13 protein-coding genes are annotated in these 13,648 nt (G+C 73.2%); 6 read left to right on the forward strand and 7 right to left on the reverse strand.

Annotated features, from left to right (window positions below):
• Positions 1-82 precede the first annotated feature (82 nt).
• Positions 83-1,102, reverse strand: coding sequence for a GDSL-type esterase/lipase family protein (locus PV721_RS08935; RefSeq protein WP_319722305.1), 1,020 nt, complete (start codon positions 1,100-1,102; stop codon positions 83-85).
• 464 nt (positions 1,103-1,566) lie between these two features.
• Between PV721_RS08935 and PV721_RS08940 the strand changes: the two genes are divergently transcribed.
• Both PV721_RS08940 and PV721_RS08945 read left to right on the forward strand, forming a co-directional pair.
• Positions 1,567-3,042 (forward strand): amino acid permease, encoded by a 1,476-nt coding sequence (locus tag PV721_RS08940; protein ID WP_319722306.1) that lies wholly within the window; start codon positions 1,567-1,569, stop codon positions 3,040-3,042.
• 16 nt (positions 3,043-3,058) lie between these two features.
• Positions 3,059-3,514, forward strand: coding sequence for an Lrp/AsnC family transcriptional regulator (locus PV721_RS08945; RefSeq protein WP_030027017.1), 456 nt, complete (start codon positions 3,059-3,061; stop codon positions 3,512-3,514).
• A 78-nt stretch (positions 3,515-3,592) separates the two neighbouring features.
• Here the strand turns inward: PV721_RS08945 and PV721_RS08950 are convergent, their stop codons facing one another.
• Both PV721_RS08950 and PV721_RS08955 read right to left on the reverse strand, forming a co-directional pair.
• On the reverse strand, positions 3,593-3,892 hold the full coding sequence (locus PV721_RS08950) for a WhiB family transcriptional regulator (RefSeq protein ID WP_319722307.1): 300 nt from the start codon (positions 3,890-3,892) through the stop codon (positions 3,593-3,595).
• A 91-nt stretch (positions 3,893-3,983) separates the two neighbouring features.
• The gene (locus PV721_RS08955) at positions 3,984-4,700 is read right to left on the reverse strand and encodes a GNAT family N-acetyltransferase (RefSeq protein WP_319722308.1); all 717 of its coding nucleotides are present in this window, start codon (positions 4,698-4,700) and stop codon (positions 3,984-3,986) included.
• Between the two features lie 453 nt (positions 4,701-5,153).
• On the opposite strand from PV721_RS08955, the gene PV721_RS08960 reads away from it, so the two are divergent.
• The 3 genes from PV721_RS08960 (at position 5,154) to PV721_RS08970 (ending at position 8,332) form a co-directional block, all read left to right on the forward strand.
• Complete coding sequence (locus PV721_RS08960) at positions 5,154-5,594, forward strand: hypothetical protein (protein WP_319722309.1); 441 nt, start codon at positions 5,154-5,156, stop codon at positions 5,592-5,594.
• A gap of 199 nt (positions 5,595-5,793) precedes the next feature.
• On the forward strand, positions 5,794-6,594 hold the full coding sequence (locus PV721_RS08965; RefSeq protein WP_319722310.1) for a carbon-nitrogen hydrolase family protein: 801 nt from the start codon (positions 5,794-5,796) through the stop codon (positions 6,592-6,594).
• A 40-nt stretch (positions 6,595-6,634) separates the two neighbouring features.
• Positions 6,635-8,332 (forward strand): NAD(P)/FAD-dependent oxidoreductase, encoded by a 1,698-nt coding sequence (locus tag PV721_RS08970; RefSeq protein ID WP_319722311.1) that lies wholly within the window; start codon positions 6,635-6,637, stop codon positions 8,330-8,332.
• A gap of 66 nt (positions 8,333-8,398) precedes the next feature.
• On the opposite strand, the gene PV721_RS08975 is transcribed toward PV721_RS08970, so the two are convergent.
• The 4 genes from PV721_RS08975 to PV721_RS08990 form a co-directional block, all read right to left on the reverse strand.
• Positions 8,399-8,719: a hypothetical protein gene (locus tag PV721_RS08975; protein ID WP_319722312.1), complete on the reverse strand. Its 321-nt coding sequence runs from the start codon at positions 8,717-8,719 to the stop codon at positions 8,399-8,401.
• A 114-nt stretch (positions 8,720-8,833) separates the two neighbouring features.
• Complete coding sequence (locus PV721_RS08980; RefSeq protein WP_319722313.1) at positions 8,834-9,511, reverse strand: DUF5995 family protein; 678 nt, start codon at positions 9,509-9,511, stop codon at positions 8,834-8,836.
• Between the two features lie 76 nt (positions 9,512-9,587).
• Positions 9,588-10,985 carry a uracil-xanthine permease family protein gene (locus tag PV721_RS08985; RefSeq protein WP_319722314.1) on the reverse strand — a complete coding sequence of 466 codons (1,398 nt, stop codon included), beginning with the start codon at positions 10,983-10,985 and terminating at the stop codon, positions 9,588-9,590.
• Positions 10,986-11,078: 93 nt separating this feature from the next.
• Entirely contained in the window at positions 11,079-12,317 is a 1,239-nt protein-coding gene (locus tag PV721_RS08990) for an MFS transporter (protein ID WP_319722315.1), read from the reverse strand.
• A 55-nt stretch (positions 12,318-12,372) separates the two neighbouring features.
• Between PV721_RS08990 and PV721_RS08995 the strand changes: the two genes are divergently transcribed.
• Entirely contained in the window at positions 12,373-13,524 is a 1,152-nt protein-coding gene (locus tag PV721_RS08995) for an ROK family transcriptional regulator (RefSeq protein ID WP_416371064.1), read from the forward strand.
• Positions 13,525-13,648: the final 124 nt, after the last annotated feature.

The raw sequence follows: 13,648 nt of genomic DNA on the forward strand, positions 1-13,648 counted from the left end.
TCGCCTCGGCGGCGGCAACTGTGCTCAGGACACGCCCTGTTGGCAGGGATCTGTTCAAGGGGACCGGTGTGGGCTGTTTCACTCACCCCGCGCCGAACCCGGCGCGCCGCAGAGCCGTGGCCACAGCGAGGCCGAGGACCTGGTGTCCGCTGTCGTTGGGGTGCAGCCCGTCCGCCAGGTGCTCGGGACCGAGCAGGTCCCGGCCCGGGAGGACGGCGAGCCGGTCGTCCCCGGCGGCGATCCGGTCCCGGGTGGCGCGCTCCATCGCGTCGCGCAGGGCGCCCAGGGTGGCGCCGAGCTTGTTCGGGGTGCGCTCCGCGTCGGGCCGCAGCACCGGCGAGACCAGCAGCAGCGGGGTCCGCGGGTGGCCCTGCCGGACCAGCTCGAGGAAGGCGCGCGTGGTCTCGTACAGCAGGGGCGCCGAGAAGGGCACCCGGGACCAGCAGTTGGTGCCGAAGGCGAGGGTGAGGACGTCGGCGGGCAGGCCCGCGAGCTGCTCGGCGGTGGTGAGCTCGCCGCGCGCGGCGCCCGCGTAGCCGAGGTTGACGGTGTCCCAGCCGAGTGCGCGGCCGGTGACCGAGGGCCAGCCGTGCGCGGGGCGGGTGGACCACCAGCCCTCGGTGATGGAGTCGCCGTGCACCACCCAGCGCGGGGCGGGCGGCGCCGGGGCGAGGGGGCCGCCGATCCCGCGCAGGCCGAGGACCAGCGGGGACTGGGTCTCGGGCGGGTGGATGGTGAACGGGCCGTTGCCGCCCCCCAGCTCGATCCGTACGACGGCCTCCGCGGCCGGTTCGGTGAAGACCTCGGCGACCACCCCGTGCCGGTCCCACAGGGCGAAGCCGTGCGCGAGGTCGCGCAGGGCGTCGGTGGGGCCGGGCAGGGTCGCCCGGTAGCGGATCTCCACCGCCCGCGCGCTCTCGGTGGTGAACTCCAGCCGGACCCCGATGGGCAGGGTGGCCCGCTCGCCGGTGTCCCAGGGCAGCCGCATGGTGTCCGCCGGGTCGGCCCGCACCGGCCGCCCCTTGTCCAGCCAGGCGACCCCGCGCAGGAAGGGCTGCGGATCCTGCCACGGCCACTGCTGGTCAGCGCCCGGTCTGCTCACGCTTCGCCTCCGATCGTGTCCACCGTCCCGGTCCGGGGTCCTTCGGTCCCGCTCGGATCCTTCGGTCCCGCTCGCGGTCTCGGCGACCCGTACCCCGTGCAGGCCCGGATCCACCGCCTCCGGTCGCACCAATGCCGTCAGGCGGCACGCTGCGACACGTCTGACGAAGTGTCAAGAAACGGGGTTCAGAGAGCGCTGCGCAGCGATCGATCATCCGCACGCAACAAAGGACCATCCCGGACAGATCCGCGCAACGATCGTGCGCCAATGTGCAAGGATGGTGCATTACGGGCGCTATCACTCAGCTCGTAGGCTCACTCGCTGTACGTGGAGTGGCGGATCGCCAGCTCGGCGGTCCTCCCATGCTCAGGCCCTTCCCCCGTCGGGCCCTGTCCTGCTCCGGATCGTCGCGGTCGACGCCTCATCCCCGACCTCCCCGATCCGCAGTGACAAGGAGTCCCCTCGTGCTCGACCACGGCCAGGCGCCACCGCTCGCCACGAAGCCCGTCAACCCGCTGCTCCGCCGCAAGCCGGTGGAGCAGCTGGTCGCCGAGGGCGGCCAGGGTGAGGGCGGAGCGCTGAAGCGCTCGCTCACCATGTGGCAGCTGACCATGATCAGCATCGGCGCCACCCTGGGCACCGGCATCTTCGTCGTCCTCGGCGAGGCCACCCCGATCGCCGGCCCGGCCGTCTTCATCGCGTTCATCATCGCGGGCCTGACCGCGCTGTTCTCGGCGCTCTCCTACGCCGAGCTCGCGGGCTCCATCCCCGTCTCGGGCTCCTCGTACTCGTACGCCTACGCCACCATGGGCGAGCTCATAGCCTGGGTCTGCGGCTGGTGCCTGATCCTCGAGTACGGGGTCTCCGTCGCGGCCGTCGCCGTCGGCTGGGGCCAGTACCTCAACGAGCTCCTCGACGGGACCCTCGGCATCACCATCCCCGAGGGCTTCTCCGCCCCGCTGGGCGAGGGCGGCTACATCAACATGCCGGCCCTGGTCGTGGTCCTGCTCTGCATGGTCTTCCTGCTGCGCGGGGCCAAGGAGAGCGCCCGGATCAACTCGATCATGGTCGCCGTCAAGATCGTGACGCTGGTGCTCTTCTGCGTCATCGGCTTCATGGGCATCAAGGCCGGCAACTACACCCCGCTGGCCCCGCTCGGCGTCACCGCCATCAGCACCGCCGCCTCCATGCTCTTCTTCTCGTACATCGGCTTCGACGCCGCCTCCACCGCCGGTGAGGAAGCCAAGAACCCGAAGAAGGACCTGCCGCGCGCGATCATGCTCTCGCTCGCCATCGTCACCGCGATCTACTGCCTCGTCGCCCTGGTCGCCGTCGGCGCCATGCCGTGGCAGGAGTTCGAGGGCAGCGAGGCCGCCCTGGCCCAGATCATGGAGAACGTCACCGGACACTCCTTCTGGAGCGTCATCCTGGCCGCGGGCGCCGTCGTCGCCATCGCCAGCGTCGTCTTCGCCGTCCTCTACGGCCAGACCCGCATCCTCTTCGCCATGTCCCGCGACGGCCTGATGCCCAAGGCGTTCGCCAAGGTCGACCCGAAGAGCGGCACCCCCCGCGTCAACACGATCATCGTCTCCCTCTTCTGCGGACTGCTCGCCGCCTTCATCCCGCTGGGCGAGCTGGCCAACGCCACCAGCATCGGCACGCTCTTCGCGTTCGCCCTGGTCAACGTGGCCGTCATCATCCTGCGCCAGACCCGCCCGGAGATGAACCGCACCTTCAAGGTCGCGCTCTTCCCGGTCACCCCGATCGTGGGCTTCCTCCTCTGCGCCTACCTGATGACCGAGCTGCCCGGAATCACCTGGCTGGTCTTCGGTGGCTGGATGGTCGCCGGGCTCGTGATCTACTTCTTCTACGGCATGCGCCGCTCCAGCCTGGCCACTGTGGCCGCCCTGGCCGCCACGGCCGAGGAGGTCGCTGAATAGAAGTGATTCACCCCCCGTGCGACTGAACGATCTCGACGAACGCATCGTGCACGCCCTCGCCGAGGATGCCCGCCGCTCCTACGCGGACATCGGCTCCGAGGTCGGGCTCTCCGCTCCCGCCGTGAAGCGGCGCGTGGACCGGCTGCGCGCCGAAGGCGCCATCACCGGCTTCACCGTCCGCGTGGACCCCGCCGCCATGGGCTGGGAGACCGAGGGCTTCATCGAGATCTACTGCCGCCACAACACCTCGCCGGACGACATCCGGCGAGGACTGGAGCGCTACCCCGAGGTGGTGTCCGCGTCGACCGTCACCGGCGACGCGGACGCCCTCGTCCAGATCTTCGCCTCCGACATGAGGCACTTCGAGCGGGTCCTGGAGCGCATCGCGGGGGAGCCCTTCGTGGAGCGCACCAAGTCGGTGCTGGTCCTCTCGCCCCTGCTGCGCCGCTTCACCTCCGGCGCCCCGGCGTAGCCCCTCCCCGGCTGCGGACGTGGAGTGGAGGTGGCCCGGGCGGCCGATGCCGGCCGGGCCCGGGCCACCGCCCCACGTCTAAGCCCGCGCCGCCAGGGTCATCCCCGCCGGACCCTGGAGCGCGTGGCGCTCCTCCTCCGTGAGGCCGCCCCAGACGCCGAACGGCTCGCGGGTCCGCAGCGCGTGCTCCAGGCAGGCCGTCCGGACCGGGCAGGCGGCGCAGACCCGCTTGGCGGCGGCGTCCCGCTCCTCGCGGTCCTCGCCCCGCTCACCGGCGGGATGGAAGAAGCGGCCGGACCCCAGGTCCCGGCAGGCCGCCCTGGTCTGCCACTGCCAGGAGTGGTGGACGGCGCCGGGCAGGCGCGACACGTCGGTCATGACGGTTCCTTTCTTCGGGATGTCCCGCGTGTGACCGCTCGCCGCCCCTTGAAACACCGCCACGCCCGGTACGTGCCCGGGCGCCCCCGGATCAGGCCTCGCGGGCCGGTGTCCGCAGGCCCAGGAAGAGCGGGCGGCGGCGCAGCGTGAAGCCCATCGACTCGTAGAGCCGGACGGCGCCGGTGTTCTCCGCCGCCGCGTGCAGGAACGGGCTGTCGCCGCGCTCGCGGACCGACGCCGCGACCGCCCGTATCAGCCGGCCGGCCAGACCCCGGCCCCGGTGGTCCGGGTGGGTGCACACCGCGCTGATCTCCGACCAGCCGGCCGGCCGCATCCGCTCCCCGGCCATCGCGACGAGCCTGCCCTCGTGGCGGATCCCGAGGTACGTGCCCAGCTCGACCGTCCGGTCCAGGAACGGGCCCGGCCGGGTCAGCCCGACCAGCTCCAGCATCTCCGGTACGTCACCGCGGCCCAGCGGGACCGCCTCCGGCGCGCCCTCCGCCCGCACCCCCCGGCCCTCCAGCTGCAGGCCCGGCACGCTCACCCGCGTCTCCCACTCCGGCGGCGGGGTCGGCAGCCCGGTCACCCAGACCTCCCGACCCGGCCCCACCAGTGCGGCCAGGTCCGCCCACGCCAGCGGATCCGCCGGGTCGGCGAGCGCCGCGAAGGGGGACGTGTCCAAGGTGTACCGGCCGGCCAGCCCCGCGGGCCCCAGCTCGGCGAAACCGCGGTGCGTTCCGGTCAGTGCGGCCCAGACGGGATTGTCGAGTACGGCGCTGTCGGACCGGGTGCCGGTCTCGGGGGACATGGCTGCGGGACTCCTTGCGTGGGGCGGCGGCGATCGTCCGCGACCGCCTTCTTGACGGCCCCGGGCGCCGCCACGAGACTGCGGGGGACGGCCACGACGGACCGAGCCCGCCGCGGGAAGCCTAACCACCGCGAAGCGGGCCGCCGAGGACAGGACGGGGGGTGGAGGACCGGTGAACACGCCCCGGACCCCGGAAGCGGGAGTTCCGACCCTGCGGCGCTGGTGGCTGACCCGGCGCCTGCACATCGACCTCCTGCGGGTGTGCAGCGCATTCGGCCCGCGCGGCTGACCCCCCTCAGAGACGAGTGACCCGGACCGGGCGTGCGCCACGCCGCCCGGAGCGCAGCCCTGCGCAGCACCGCCCCGCCCGAGGCGGAGCCCTGCTGCCCGGGGCGCCACGCCGGCCCGGCCGCACTGCGCCCGGGCCACCGCCCGCGCCGCCCCAGGAGAGTCATGTCCCACACCGTCCTGCCCCACACCGTCCTGCCCCGCACCGGCCCGGCCCCGATGCGGCCGCGCAGGGCGGGGGCCGGGTTCTCCCCCGTCCCGCACCGCTACCGCCTCTACCTCCGTGCCGACTGTCCGCGCTCCCGGCGGGTGGCCGCGGCCCTCGCCGCGCTGGGCATCGAGGACTCCGTCGCCACCACGGTCCTCGGCACCGGCACCGAGGCCGGCAGCCTCGTCGGCACCGGGACCGGCTGCGGCACCGAGGCGGCCGGCCACACCGCGCTGCGCCTCGCGTACGAGGCCGCCGGCCACCACTTCGACGGCACCCTGACCGTCCCGGCCCTCGTCGACACCTGGAGCGGCCGCGTCGTCTCCGACCACACCCCCGACATCCTCGACGACCTGCACTTCCTGGCCGGCCACCCGGCCTTCCGCAAGGCCTCGTAGGAGGGGCCCGACGAGGGGGTCCCGGGCGGTCCTCACGGGTTCCCCGGGAGCCCCCGAAGGTCCCGCGCAACGAATCGCCGCACCCCTCCCGGAAGACGCAACGAATCGATGCGCGCAGCGCAACGGTCACGGCTTGTCCGGGTACGACGCGCGAACGTACCTTCGTATGACCCCACCCCTCCTGTCACAGAGGTAGCCCATGCCTGCGCTGCGCACCGCCCTCCTCCAGAGCTCCGGAGTTCTCGGCGACACCGCCCAGAACCTCAAGGCGCTCGACGAGGCGGCGGCGAACGCCGCGCAGGGCGGGTCCGGGCTCCTCGTCACCTCGGAGATGTTCCTGACCGGCTACGCGCTGGACCTCCAGGACATCCCCGGGCTCGCCGAACCCGCCGACGGCCCGTCCGCCGCCGCCATCGGCGAGATCGCCCGCCGCCACGGCATCGCCGTCCTGTACGGCTACCCGGAGCGCGCGGACGGCGCCGTCTACAACGCGGCACAGCTCATCGGCCCCGACGGGGTGCGGCTCGCGAACTACCGCAAGACCCACCTCTTCGGCTGCTTCGAACAGGACGCCTTCACCCCCGGCGACACCCCCGTCGTCCAGGCGGACCTCGACGGCCTCCGCATCGGCATCATGATCTGCTACGACGTGGAGTTCCCCGAGAACGTCCGGGCGCACGCGCTCGCCGGCACCGACCTCCTCCTGGTGCCGACCGCGCAGATGCACCCGTTCCAGTTCGTCGCCGAACAGCTCGTCCCCGTACGGGCCTTCGAGAACCAGATGTACATCGCGTACGTCAACCGCACCGGCCCGGAAGGCGAGTTCGAGTTCGTCGGACTCAGCTGCCTGGCGAGCCCCGACGGGGTCACCCGGACCCGGGCCGGCCGCGGCGAGGAGATGGTGTTCGGCGAGGCCGACCCCGAGCTGCTGGCCGCGTCGCGCGAGAACAACCCCTACCTGCGCGACCGCCGCCCCGGGCTCTACGCCTCCCTCGTCTAAGACCTCTTCCCCCAGCCCTGCCGCAAGGAGACGTACCCCCATGACGTCCACGGTGCCCACCACCGCCGTCCCGCACAGCGACGGACAGCCGCCGATCACCATGTTCGGCCCGGACTTCCCGTACGCGTACGACGACTTCCTCGCCCACCCGGCGGGGCTCGGCCAGATACCCGCGACCGAGCTCGGCACCGAGGTCGCCGTCATCGGCGGCGGGCTGTCCGGCATCATCTCGGCCTACGAGCTGATGAAGATGGGCCTCAAGCCCGTCGTCTACGAGGCCGACCAGATCGGCGGCCGGCTGCGCACCGTCGGCTTCGAGGGCGCCGGCACCGAGGAACTGACCGCGGAGATGGGCGCCATGCGCTTCCCGCCGTCCTCCACGGCCCTGCAGCACTACATCGACCTCGTCGGCCTGGTCACCGAGCCCTTCCCGAACCCGCTCGCCGAGGCCACCCCCTCGACGGTCGTGGACCTCAAGGGCGAGACCCACTACGCCGAGACCATCGCCGACCTCCCGCAGGTCTACCGCGACGTCGCCGCCGCGTGGAACGCCTGCCTCGACGAGGGCGCCGACTTCTCCGACATGAACACCGCGATGCGCGAGCGGGACGTCCCGCGCATCCGCGAGATCTGGGCCAAGCTCGTCGAGAAGCTCGACGACGAGACCTTCTACGGCTTCCTCTGCAAGTCCGAGGCCTTCCAGTCCTTCCGCAAGCGCGAGATCTTCGGCCAGGTGGGCTTCGGCACCGGCGGCTGGGACACCGACTTCCCGAACTCCATCCTGGAGATCCTGCGCGTCGTCTACACCGAGGCCGACGACCACCACCGCGGCATCGTGGGCGGCTCGCAGCAGCTGCCGCTGCGCCTGTGGGAGCGCGAGCCCGAGAAGATCGTGCACTGGGCCCAGGGCACGTCCCTGTCCACCCTGCACGACGGCACCCCGCGCCCGGCGGTGACCCGCCTGCACCGCACGGCCGGCAACCGCATCACGGTCACCGACTCCTCCGGCGACATCCGCACGTACCGCGCCGCGATCTTCACGGCCCAGTCCTGGATGCTGCTGTCGAAGATCGAGTGCGACGACACGCTCTTCCCGATCGACCACTGGACGGCGATCGAGCGCACCCACTACATGGAGAGCTCGAAGCTCTTCGTCCCCGTCGACCGCCCCTTCTGGCTCGACAAGGACGAAGAGACCGGCCGCGACGTCATGTCGATGACCCTCACGGACCGCATGACCCGCGGCACGTACCTGCTGGACAACGGCCCGGACAAGCCCGCCGTCATCTGCCTCTCGTACACCTGGTGCGACGACAGCCTGAAGTGGCTGCCGCTGTCCGCGAACGAGCGGATGGAGGTCATGCTGAAGTCCCTCGGCGAGATCTACCCGAAGGTCGACATCCGACGCCACGTCATCGGCAACCCGGTCACCGTGTCCTGGGAGAACGAGCCCTACTTCATGGGCGCGTTCAAGGCCAACCTCCCGGGCCACTACCGCTACCAGCGCCGCCTGTTCACCCACTTCATGCAGGACCGCCTCCCCGAGGACAAGCGCGGCATCTTCCTCGCGGGCGACGACATCTCCTGGACGGCCGGCTGGGCCGAGGGCGCGGTCCAGACCGCCCTCAACGCCGTCTGGGGCGTCATGCACCACCTCGGCGGCTCCACGGACGCCACCAACCCTGGCCCGGGCGACGTCTACGACGACATCGCCCCGGTCGAACTCCCGGAGGACTGACCCTCCCGGCCCCCGATCACGGGCCGCCGCCCCGCGAACGTCAGCACGCGGGCCGGCGGCCCGTTCTCATGCCCGCCGTCTCCGGACCAGCCGCCACTGCTCCGCCCGGGCGGCGGCGATGCGGGGATCGTGCGGGCCCTCCCGGACGGCGAGGCCCACCCCGCAGCCCGCGCAGAGCCGGTGGACCAGCGTCCCGCCGTGCCAGGTCACCGTGCCCCGGCCCGCCGGGCAGACGGGGCAGTGCGGCAGGGCTCCCGGCGGGGCGCGCAGGATGCGTGCCGTCACGGCCGCGAGCGGTTCGGCGGGGTGGAAGCCCGGGTCGGGGCACCACAGCGCGCGGCGCGGCTCCGGCGGCTCCGGGACCCGCACCCCGGCGAGCCTCTGCACCCGGCGCGCGCCCTTCCAGGCCCGGAACGCGGCGAACCAGACCTCCCGCGCCGCGTGCAGCTCCTCGACGGCCCGCCTGGGCGACGCCGCCCGGGGCGTGCCCGGGCGGGCGGGTCAGGCCCGGCTCGGGGAGCGGCCCGCTTCCGAGGGCGTCCTGACGGGGGTCAGCAGGCAGCGGCCGACCAGGCCCACGCCCGCGTCGAGGGAGTCCGCGAACTCCTCGGCCAGTTCCGGCGCCCGGCGCAGCGTCCACAGCAGCCGGGCCGCCGACCAGGCCCCGGCCCGGGCGCGCTCCAGGCTCCACGAGCCGACCAGGTGGGTCAGCGGGTCGGCGATCTCCAGGAGGTCCGGGCCCGGCATCAGGTCCTCCCGGATGTGCTCCTCCAGCGAGACCAGCGTGTCGCCGATCCGGTCGAAGTCCGCCTCCAGGGCCCGCGGTTCGCAGTCCAGCTCACCGCAGGTGGCCACCACGGCGAGCGCCAGGTCGTGCCCGATGTGCGCGTTGATCCCGGCCAGCGCGTGCTGGAGCGGCCGGATCCCGGGGTGGCGGCGGTACTGCAGCAGCGGGCGCCAGCAGGCCGGGGCCCGGTCCGCCTCCACCGCCGTCAGGTACCGCTCCGCGAACCGCACGCTGAGGGTTGCCGCCCGCCGGGGCGCCGGGAAGCACCCGTGCTCGATCCGATGGTGCAGGGTCTCCGTCACCGTCAGGTAGACCCGGTTGAAGACGGCGACACCGTCCTGCGGCGGCAGCCGCTCGTCCAGGGCGCGCATCCGCGCCAGCACCGCTTCCATGGGAGGCAGAGTCGCAGGCGCCGCCGCGGAACCGGGGAACTTGGCCGTACGCTTCCCCGATTCGGGCGAAACCCCGTCAACGGGGCTTGTCCTGCGCCTCCCCGTCGGCGTCGTAGGCGGAAGTGCCCGCGTCGAGCAGGGGCTCCTGCGGCTTCAGGTGGGCAGGGGCGAAGTGGCGCAGCGCGTGGTAGCCCGCGATCACCACGATCGTGCCCAGCGCGATGCCGCCCAGCTCGAAGCTGTCGGTGATCTGCAGCTTCACACCGCCGACGCCGATGATGATGCCCGCCGCGGCCGGCACCAGGTTCAGCGGATTGCGCAGGTCCACCCGGCCGTTGATCCAGATCTGGGCGCCGAGCAGGCCGATCATGCCGTACAGGATGACGGTGATGCCGCCGAGGACGCCGCCCGGGATCGCGGCGACGACCGCGCCGAACTTGGGGCACAGACCGAAGAGCAGCGCGAAGCCCGCCGCCGCCCAGTAGGCAGCCGTGGAGTAGACCCGGGTGGCCGCCATGACGCCGATGTTCTCGGAGTACGTGGTGTTGGGCGGGCCGCCGACCGCCGTGGACAGCATCGACGCGGCGCCGTCCGCCGCGATGGCCGTGCCCAGCTCGTCGTCAAGCGGGTCGCCGGTCATCTCGCCCACGGCCTTGATGTGCCCCGCGTTCTCGGCGATCAGCGCGATCACCACGGGCAGGGCGATCAGGATCGCGGACCACTCGAAGGACGGCCCGTGGAAGGTCGGCAGTCCGATCCAGTCGGCCTTCGCGACCCCGGAGAGGTCCAGGCGCCAGTGGTCCACGGCCGCCTCCCCGCCCACCGTCGAGTGGATCTTCCCGAAGAGCAGGTCGAAGAGCCAGGAGATCGCGTACCCGAAGACCAGCCCGAGGAAGATCGCGATGCGCGACCAGAAACCACGCAGGCAGACCACGGCGAACCCGGTGAACAGCATGGTCAGCAACGCCGTCCACTGGTCCTGCGGCCAGTACGTCGACGCCGTCACCGGAGCCAGGTTGAATCCGATCAGCATCACCACCGCACCCGTCACGATGGGCGGCATCGCCGTGTGGATGATGCGCGCGCCGAAGCGCTGCACCGCGAGACCGGCCAGGAACAGCGCCACGCCGACGACGAACACGGAGCCCGTGACGACCGCGCTGTCCCCGCCCGAGGCCCGGATCGCCGCCGCGACGCCGACGAAGGACAGCGAACAGCCCAGGTACGAGGGGACCCGGCCGCGCGTCGCCAGCAGGAAGATCACCGTCGCGACGCCGGACATCATGATGGCCAGGTTCGGATCCAGGCCCATCAGGACCGGCGCGACGAAGCTCGCGCCGAACATCGCCACGACATGCTGGGCGCCCAGCCCGGCGGTCCGCGGCCACGACAGCCGCTCCTCCGGCCGCACCACCGCGCCGGGGGCGGGGGTCCGCCCGTCTCCGTGCAGGGTCCAGCCCACGCCGAGGCCCATGTGCCACTCCTCTTCTCCGGACGGCCGCAGCGCCGGCCGTTCACACGTCGAGGCCGCAGGGCACGGATCGTGCCGCTGCGGCCAGTCGACATGTTACGGCCGGATATCGATGGGTTCGTCCCGATCGGCCGGACCGGCCTTCTCGCCGGTCCCGCCCCCAGACTGCCCCACCGGCGGGCGCTGGCGCAGTACCGCGGCGCCCCCGACCAGCGCGAAGGCCAGCAGCGTGACCAGACCGAAGGACACCACCAGCGAGCTCGCGTCGGCAACCGCGCCGATCGCCGACGGCGCGATCAGCCCCGAGGTGTACGTGATCGTCGCGACGCCCGCGATGGCCTGCGCAGGGGCCGGCCCGCTGCGCGCCGCGGCCGCGAAGGCCAGCGGGACCACCACCGCGATGCCGAGGCCGATCATCCCGAAGCCGGCCATGGCCGCCCCCGGATGCCGCACGAGCACCACGAGCAGCCCGCCCGCGGTGGCCAGTACGCCGCCCGCCCGGACCGTGCGCACCGGCCCGAACCGGTCCACCACCCGGTCCCCGGCGAGCCGGGCCACGGCCATCGTGAGCGCGAAGGCCGTGGTGGAGGCGGCCGCCAGGCCGGCGTCGGTGTGCAGCACGTCCCGCAGGTAGACCGCCGACCAGTCCAGGCTCGCACCCTCCGCGAAGACCGCGCAGAACCCGATGGCCCCGATGAGCAGCGCGGACCTCGGCGGCAGTGCGAAGTGCGGCGGCGCCTGCGCCTCCCCGTCGCTCCTCAGGTCCAGCACTCCCTGTACGGCGACCAGCCCGGCCGCGGTGAGGGCGAGCGCGGCGACCAGGTGGTGCAGGCGGGCGTCGGCCCCGCCGTGCGCGGCGACCGTGCCGGCGGCCGAGCCGAGCAGCGCGCCCACGCTCCACATGCCGTGCAGCGAGGACATGATCGAGCGGCGCAGCCGGTTCTCGGTCTCCACGCCCAGCGCGTTCATCGCCACGTCCGACATGCCGGAGGTGGCCCCGTAGACGAAGAGGGCGAAGCAGAGGGCGGGGAGGTTCGGCGCGATGCTCGGGAGGATCAGGGAGAGGGTCCACAGCGCCAGCAGCGCCCGCAGCGCGGAGCGGGCGCCGAACCGGTGGTTGATCCGCCCGGCCAGCGGCATCGCGAGCGCCGCACCGAGGGCGGGGAAGGCGAGTGCGAGCCCCAGGGTGCCCGCGCTGAGCTGGGCGTGGTCCTGGATCCAGGGGATGCGGGTGGCGAAGGAGCCGGTCACCGCGCCGTGGGCGCAGAAGACGGCGGCGATGGCGAAACGGGCATGGCGCAGGCGCGCCGGGCTGAGGTCGTGGTCCCCGGTCATGACAAATAAACTATCAGGGACCCTGCCTGATAGATGACGGCTTCGACTCCCTAGGATGGGCGCCGTGACTTCCGCCCACGCCCCGGTACCGTCCCCCGCCTCGCCCAGTACGGCCCGGGCCATCAACGACCGCCTCGCCCTGCACCTCCTCCAGGAGTCCGGACCGCTGACGGCCGCCCAGCTCAAGTCCATGACCGGCCTCTCCCGGCCCTCGGTCGCCGACCTCGTCGACCGGCTCACCGGAGCCGGGCTGATCGAGGTCGTCGGGGAGTCCGGCGCACAGCGGCGCGGCCCGAACGCCAAGCTGTACGGGATCGTCGCGAGCCTCGCCCACCTGGCCGCCCTGGACGTCCGCACGGACCGGGTCACCGCCGTCGTCACCGACCTCCTGGGCCACCCCCTGGCCGAGGCCGCCCTGCCCGTCGGCGCGCCCGAGGACGCGGTGGCGGCCCTGCTGCGCACCGCACACGAGGCCGGCGCCGCGGCCCTGCACACCGTCGTCATCGGAGCCCCCGGCCTGGTCACCCCGGCCACCGGCGAACTCCGCGACACCAGCGGCCTGCCGGCCTGGCACCGCGACCTGGTGACCGCCCTGCAGCGGACCCTGCCGGCCGTGGTGGTGGTCGAGAACGAGACCAACCTGGCCGCCCTCGCCGAGCAACGCCTGGGCGTCGCCCGCGACCTGGACTCCTTCGTACTCCTGTGGCTCGGCGCCGGGGTGGGCGCGGCGGTGGTCCTGGACGGCCGGCTGCGCCGGGGCGCCTCCGGAGGGGCGGGCGAGATCGGCTTCCTCCCGGTACCGGGCACCGGAGTCCTGCCCTCGGCCGCCGACTGCGGGGGCGGATTCCACGCCCTGGCAGGCCGGGACGGCGTGAGCGCGCTCGCACGCGAACACGGCTTCACGGGCCCCGCGGAGGAGGCGGTGGCCGGAGCCGCCGGCGAGGCGTTCCTCGAGGTCCTGGCCGAGCGGCTCGCGCTGGGCGCGGCCGCCGCGGCGGCGATCCTGGACCCCGGCTGCGTGGTCCTGGCGGGTGAACTCGGCCGCGCGGGCGGCCCCGCCCTGGCGGCCCGGGTCGCCCGCCGCCTGGCGAAGCTGACCCCGGTCCCGACGGAGGTCCGCGCCACGACCCTGGGCGACCCCGCGGTCCTGGCCGGAGCCCGCCTGGCCGCACAGGAGGCCGCGCAGGACGTGCTGTTCGGGGGGTAGGGCCGGTTGGCGGCGCCGCTCGTGCGGGGCCGGGGCCGGTGGGAGGGGCGGGGCCGGGCGCGCGCCGGTCCCTTAAAAAAATCCCCAACCCCACGAAACGGGAAAAAAACCAGAGGGCCTTTTT

It is taken from the genome of Streptomyces sp. MB09-01, from assembly GCF_033794505.1.
In the GTDB taxonomy this organism is placed as follows: Bacteria; Actinomycetota; Actinomycetes; order Streptomycetales; family Streptomycetaceae; genus Streptomyces.

Coding starts and splice junctions, on each gene's coding strand:
- PV721_RS08950 (WP_319722307.1), bottom strand. CDS start 3,892: ATGACCGACGTGTCGCGCCTGCCCGGCGCCGTCCACCACTCCTGGCAG.
- PV721_RS08955 (WP_319722308.1), bottom strand. CDS start 4,700: ATGTCCCCCGAGACCGGCACCCGGTCCGACAGCGCCGTACTCGACAAT.
- PV721_RS08960 (WP_319722309.1), top strand. CDS start 5,154: ATGTCCCACACCGTCCTGCCCCACACCGTCCTGCCCCGCACCGGCCCG.
- PV721_RS08965 (WP_319722310.1), top strand. CDS start 5,794: ATGCCTGCGCTGCGCACCGCCCTCCTCCAGAGCTCCGGAGTTCTCGGC.
- PV721_RS08970 (WP_319722311.1), top strand. CDS start 6,635: ATGACGTCCACGGTGCCCACCACCGCCGTCCCGCACAGCGACGGACAG.
- PV721_RS08980 (WP_319722313.1), bottom strand. CDS start 9,511: ATGGAAGCGGTGCTGGCGCGGATGCGCGCCCTGGACGAGCGGCTGCCG.
- PV721_RS08985 (WP_319722314.1), bottom strand. CDS start 10,985: ATGGGCCTCGGCGTGGGCTGGACCCTGCACGGAGACGGGCGGACCCCC.
- PV721_RS08990 (WP_319722315.1), bottom strand. CDS start 12,317: ATGACCGGGGACCACGACCTCAGCCCGGCGCGCCTGCGCCATGCCCGT.
- PV721_RS08995 (WP_416371064.1), top strand. CDS start 12,373: ATGGGCGCCGTGACTTCCGCCCACGCCCCGGTACCGTCCCCCGCCTCG.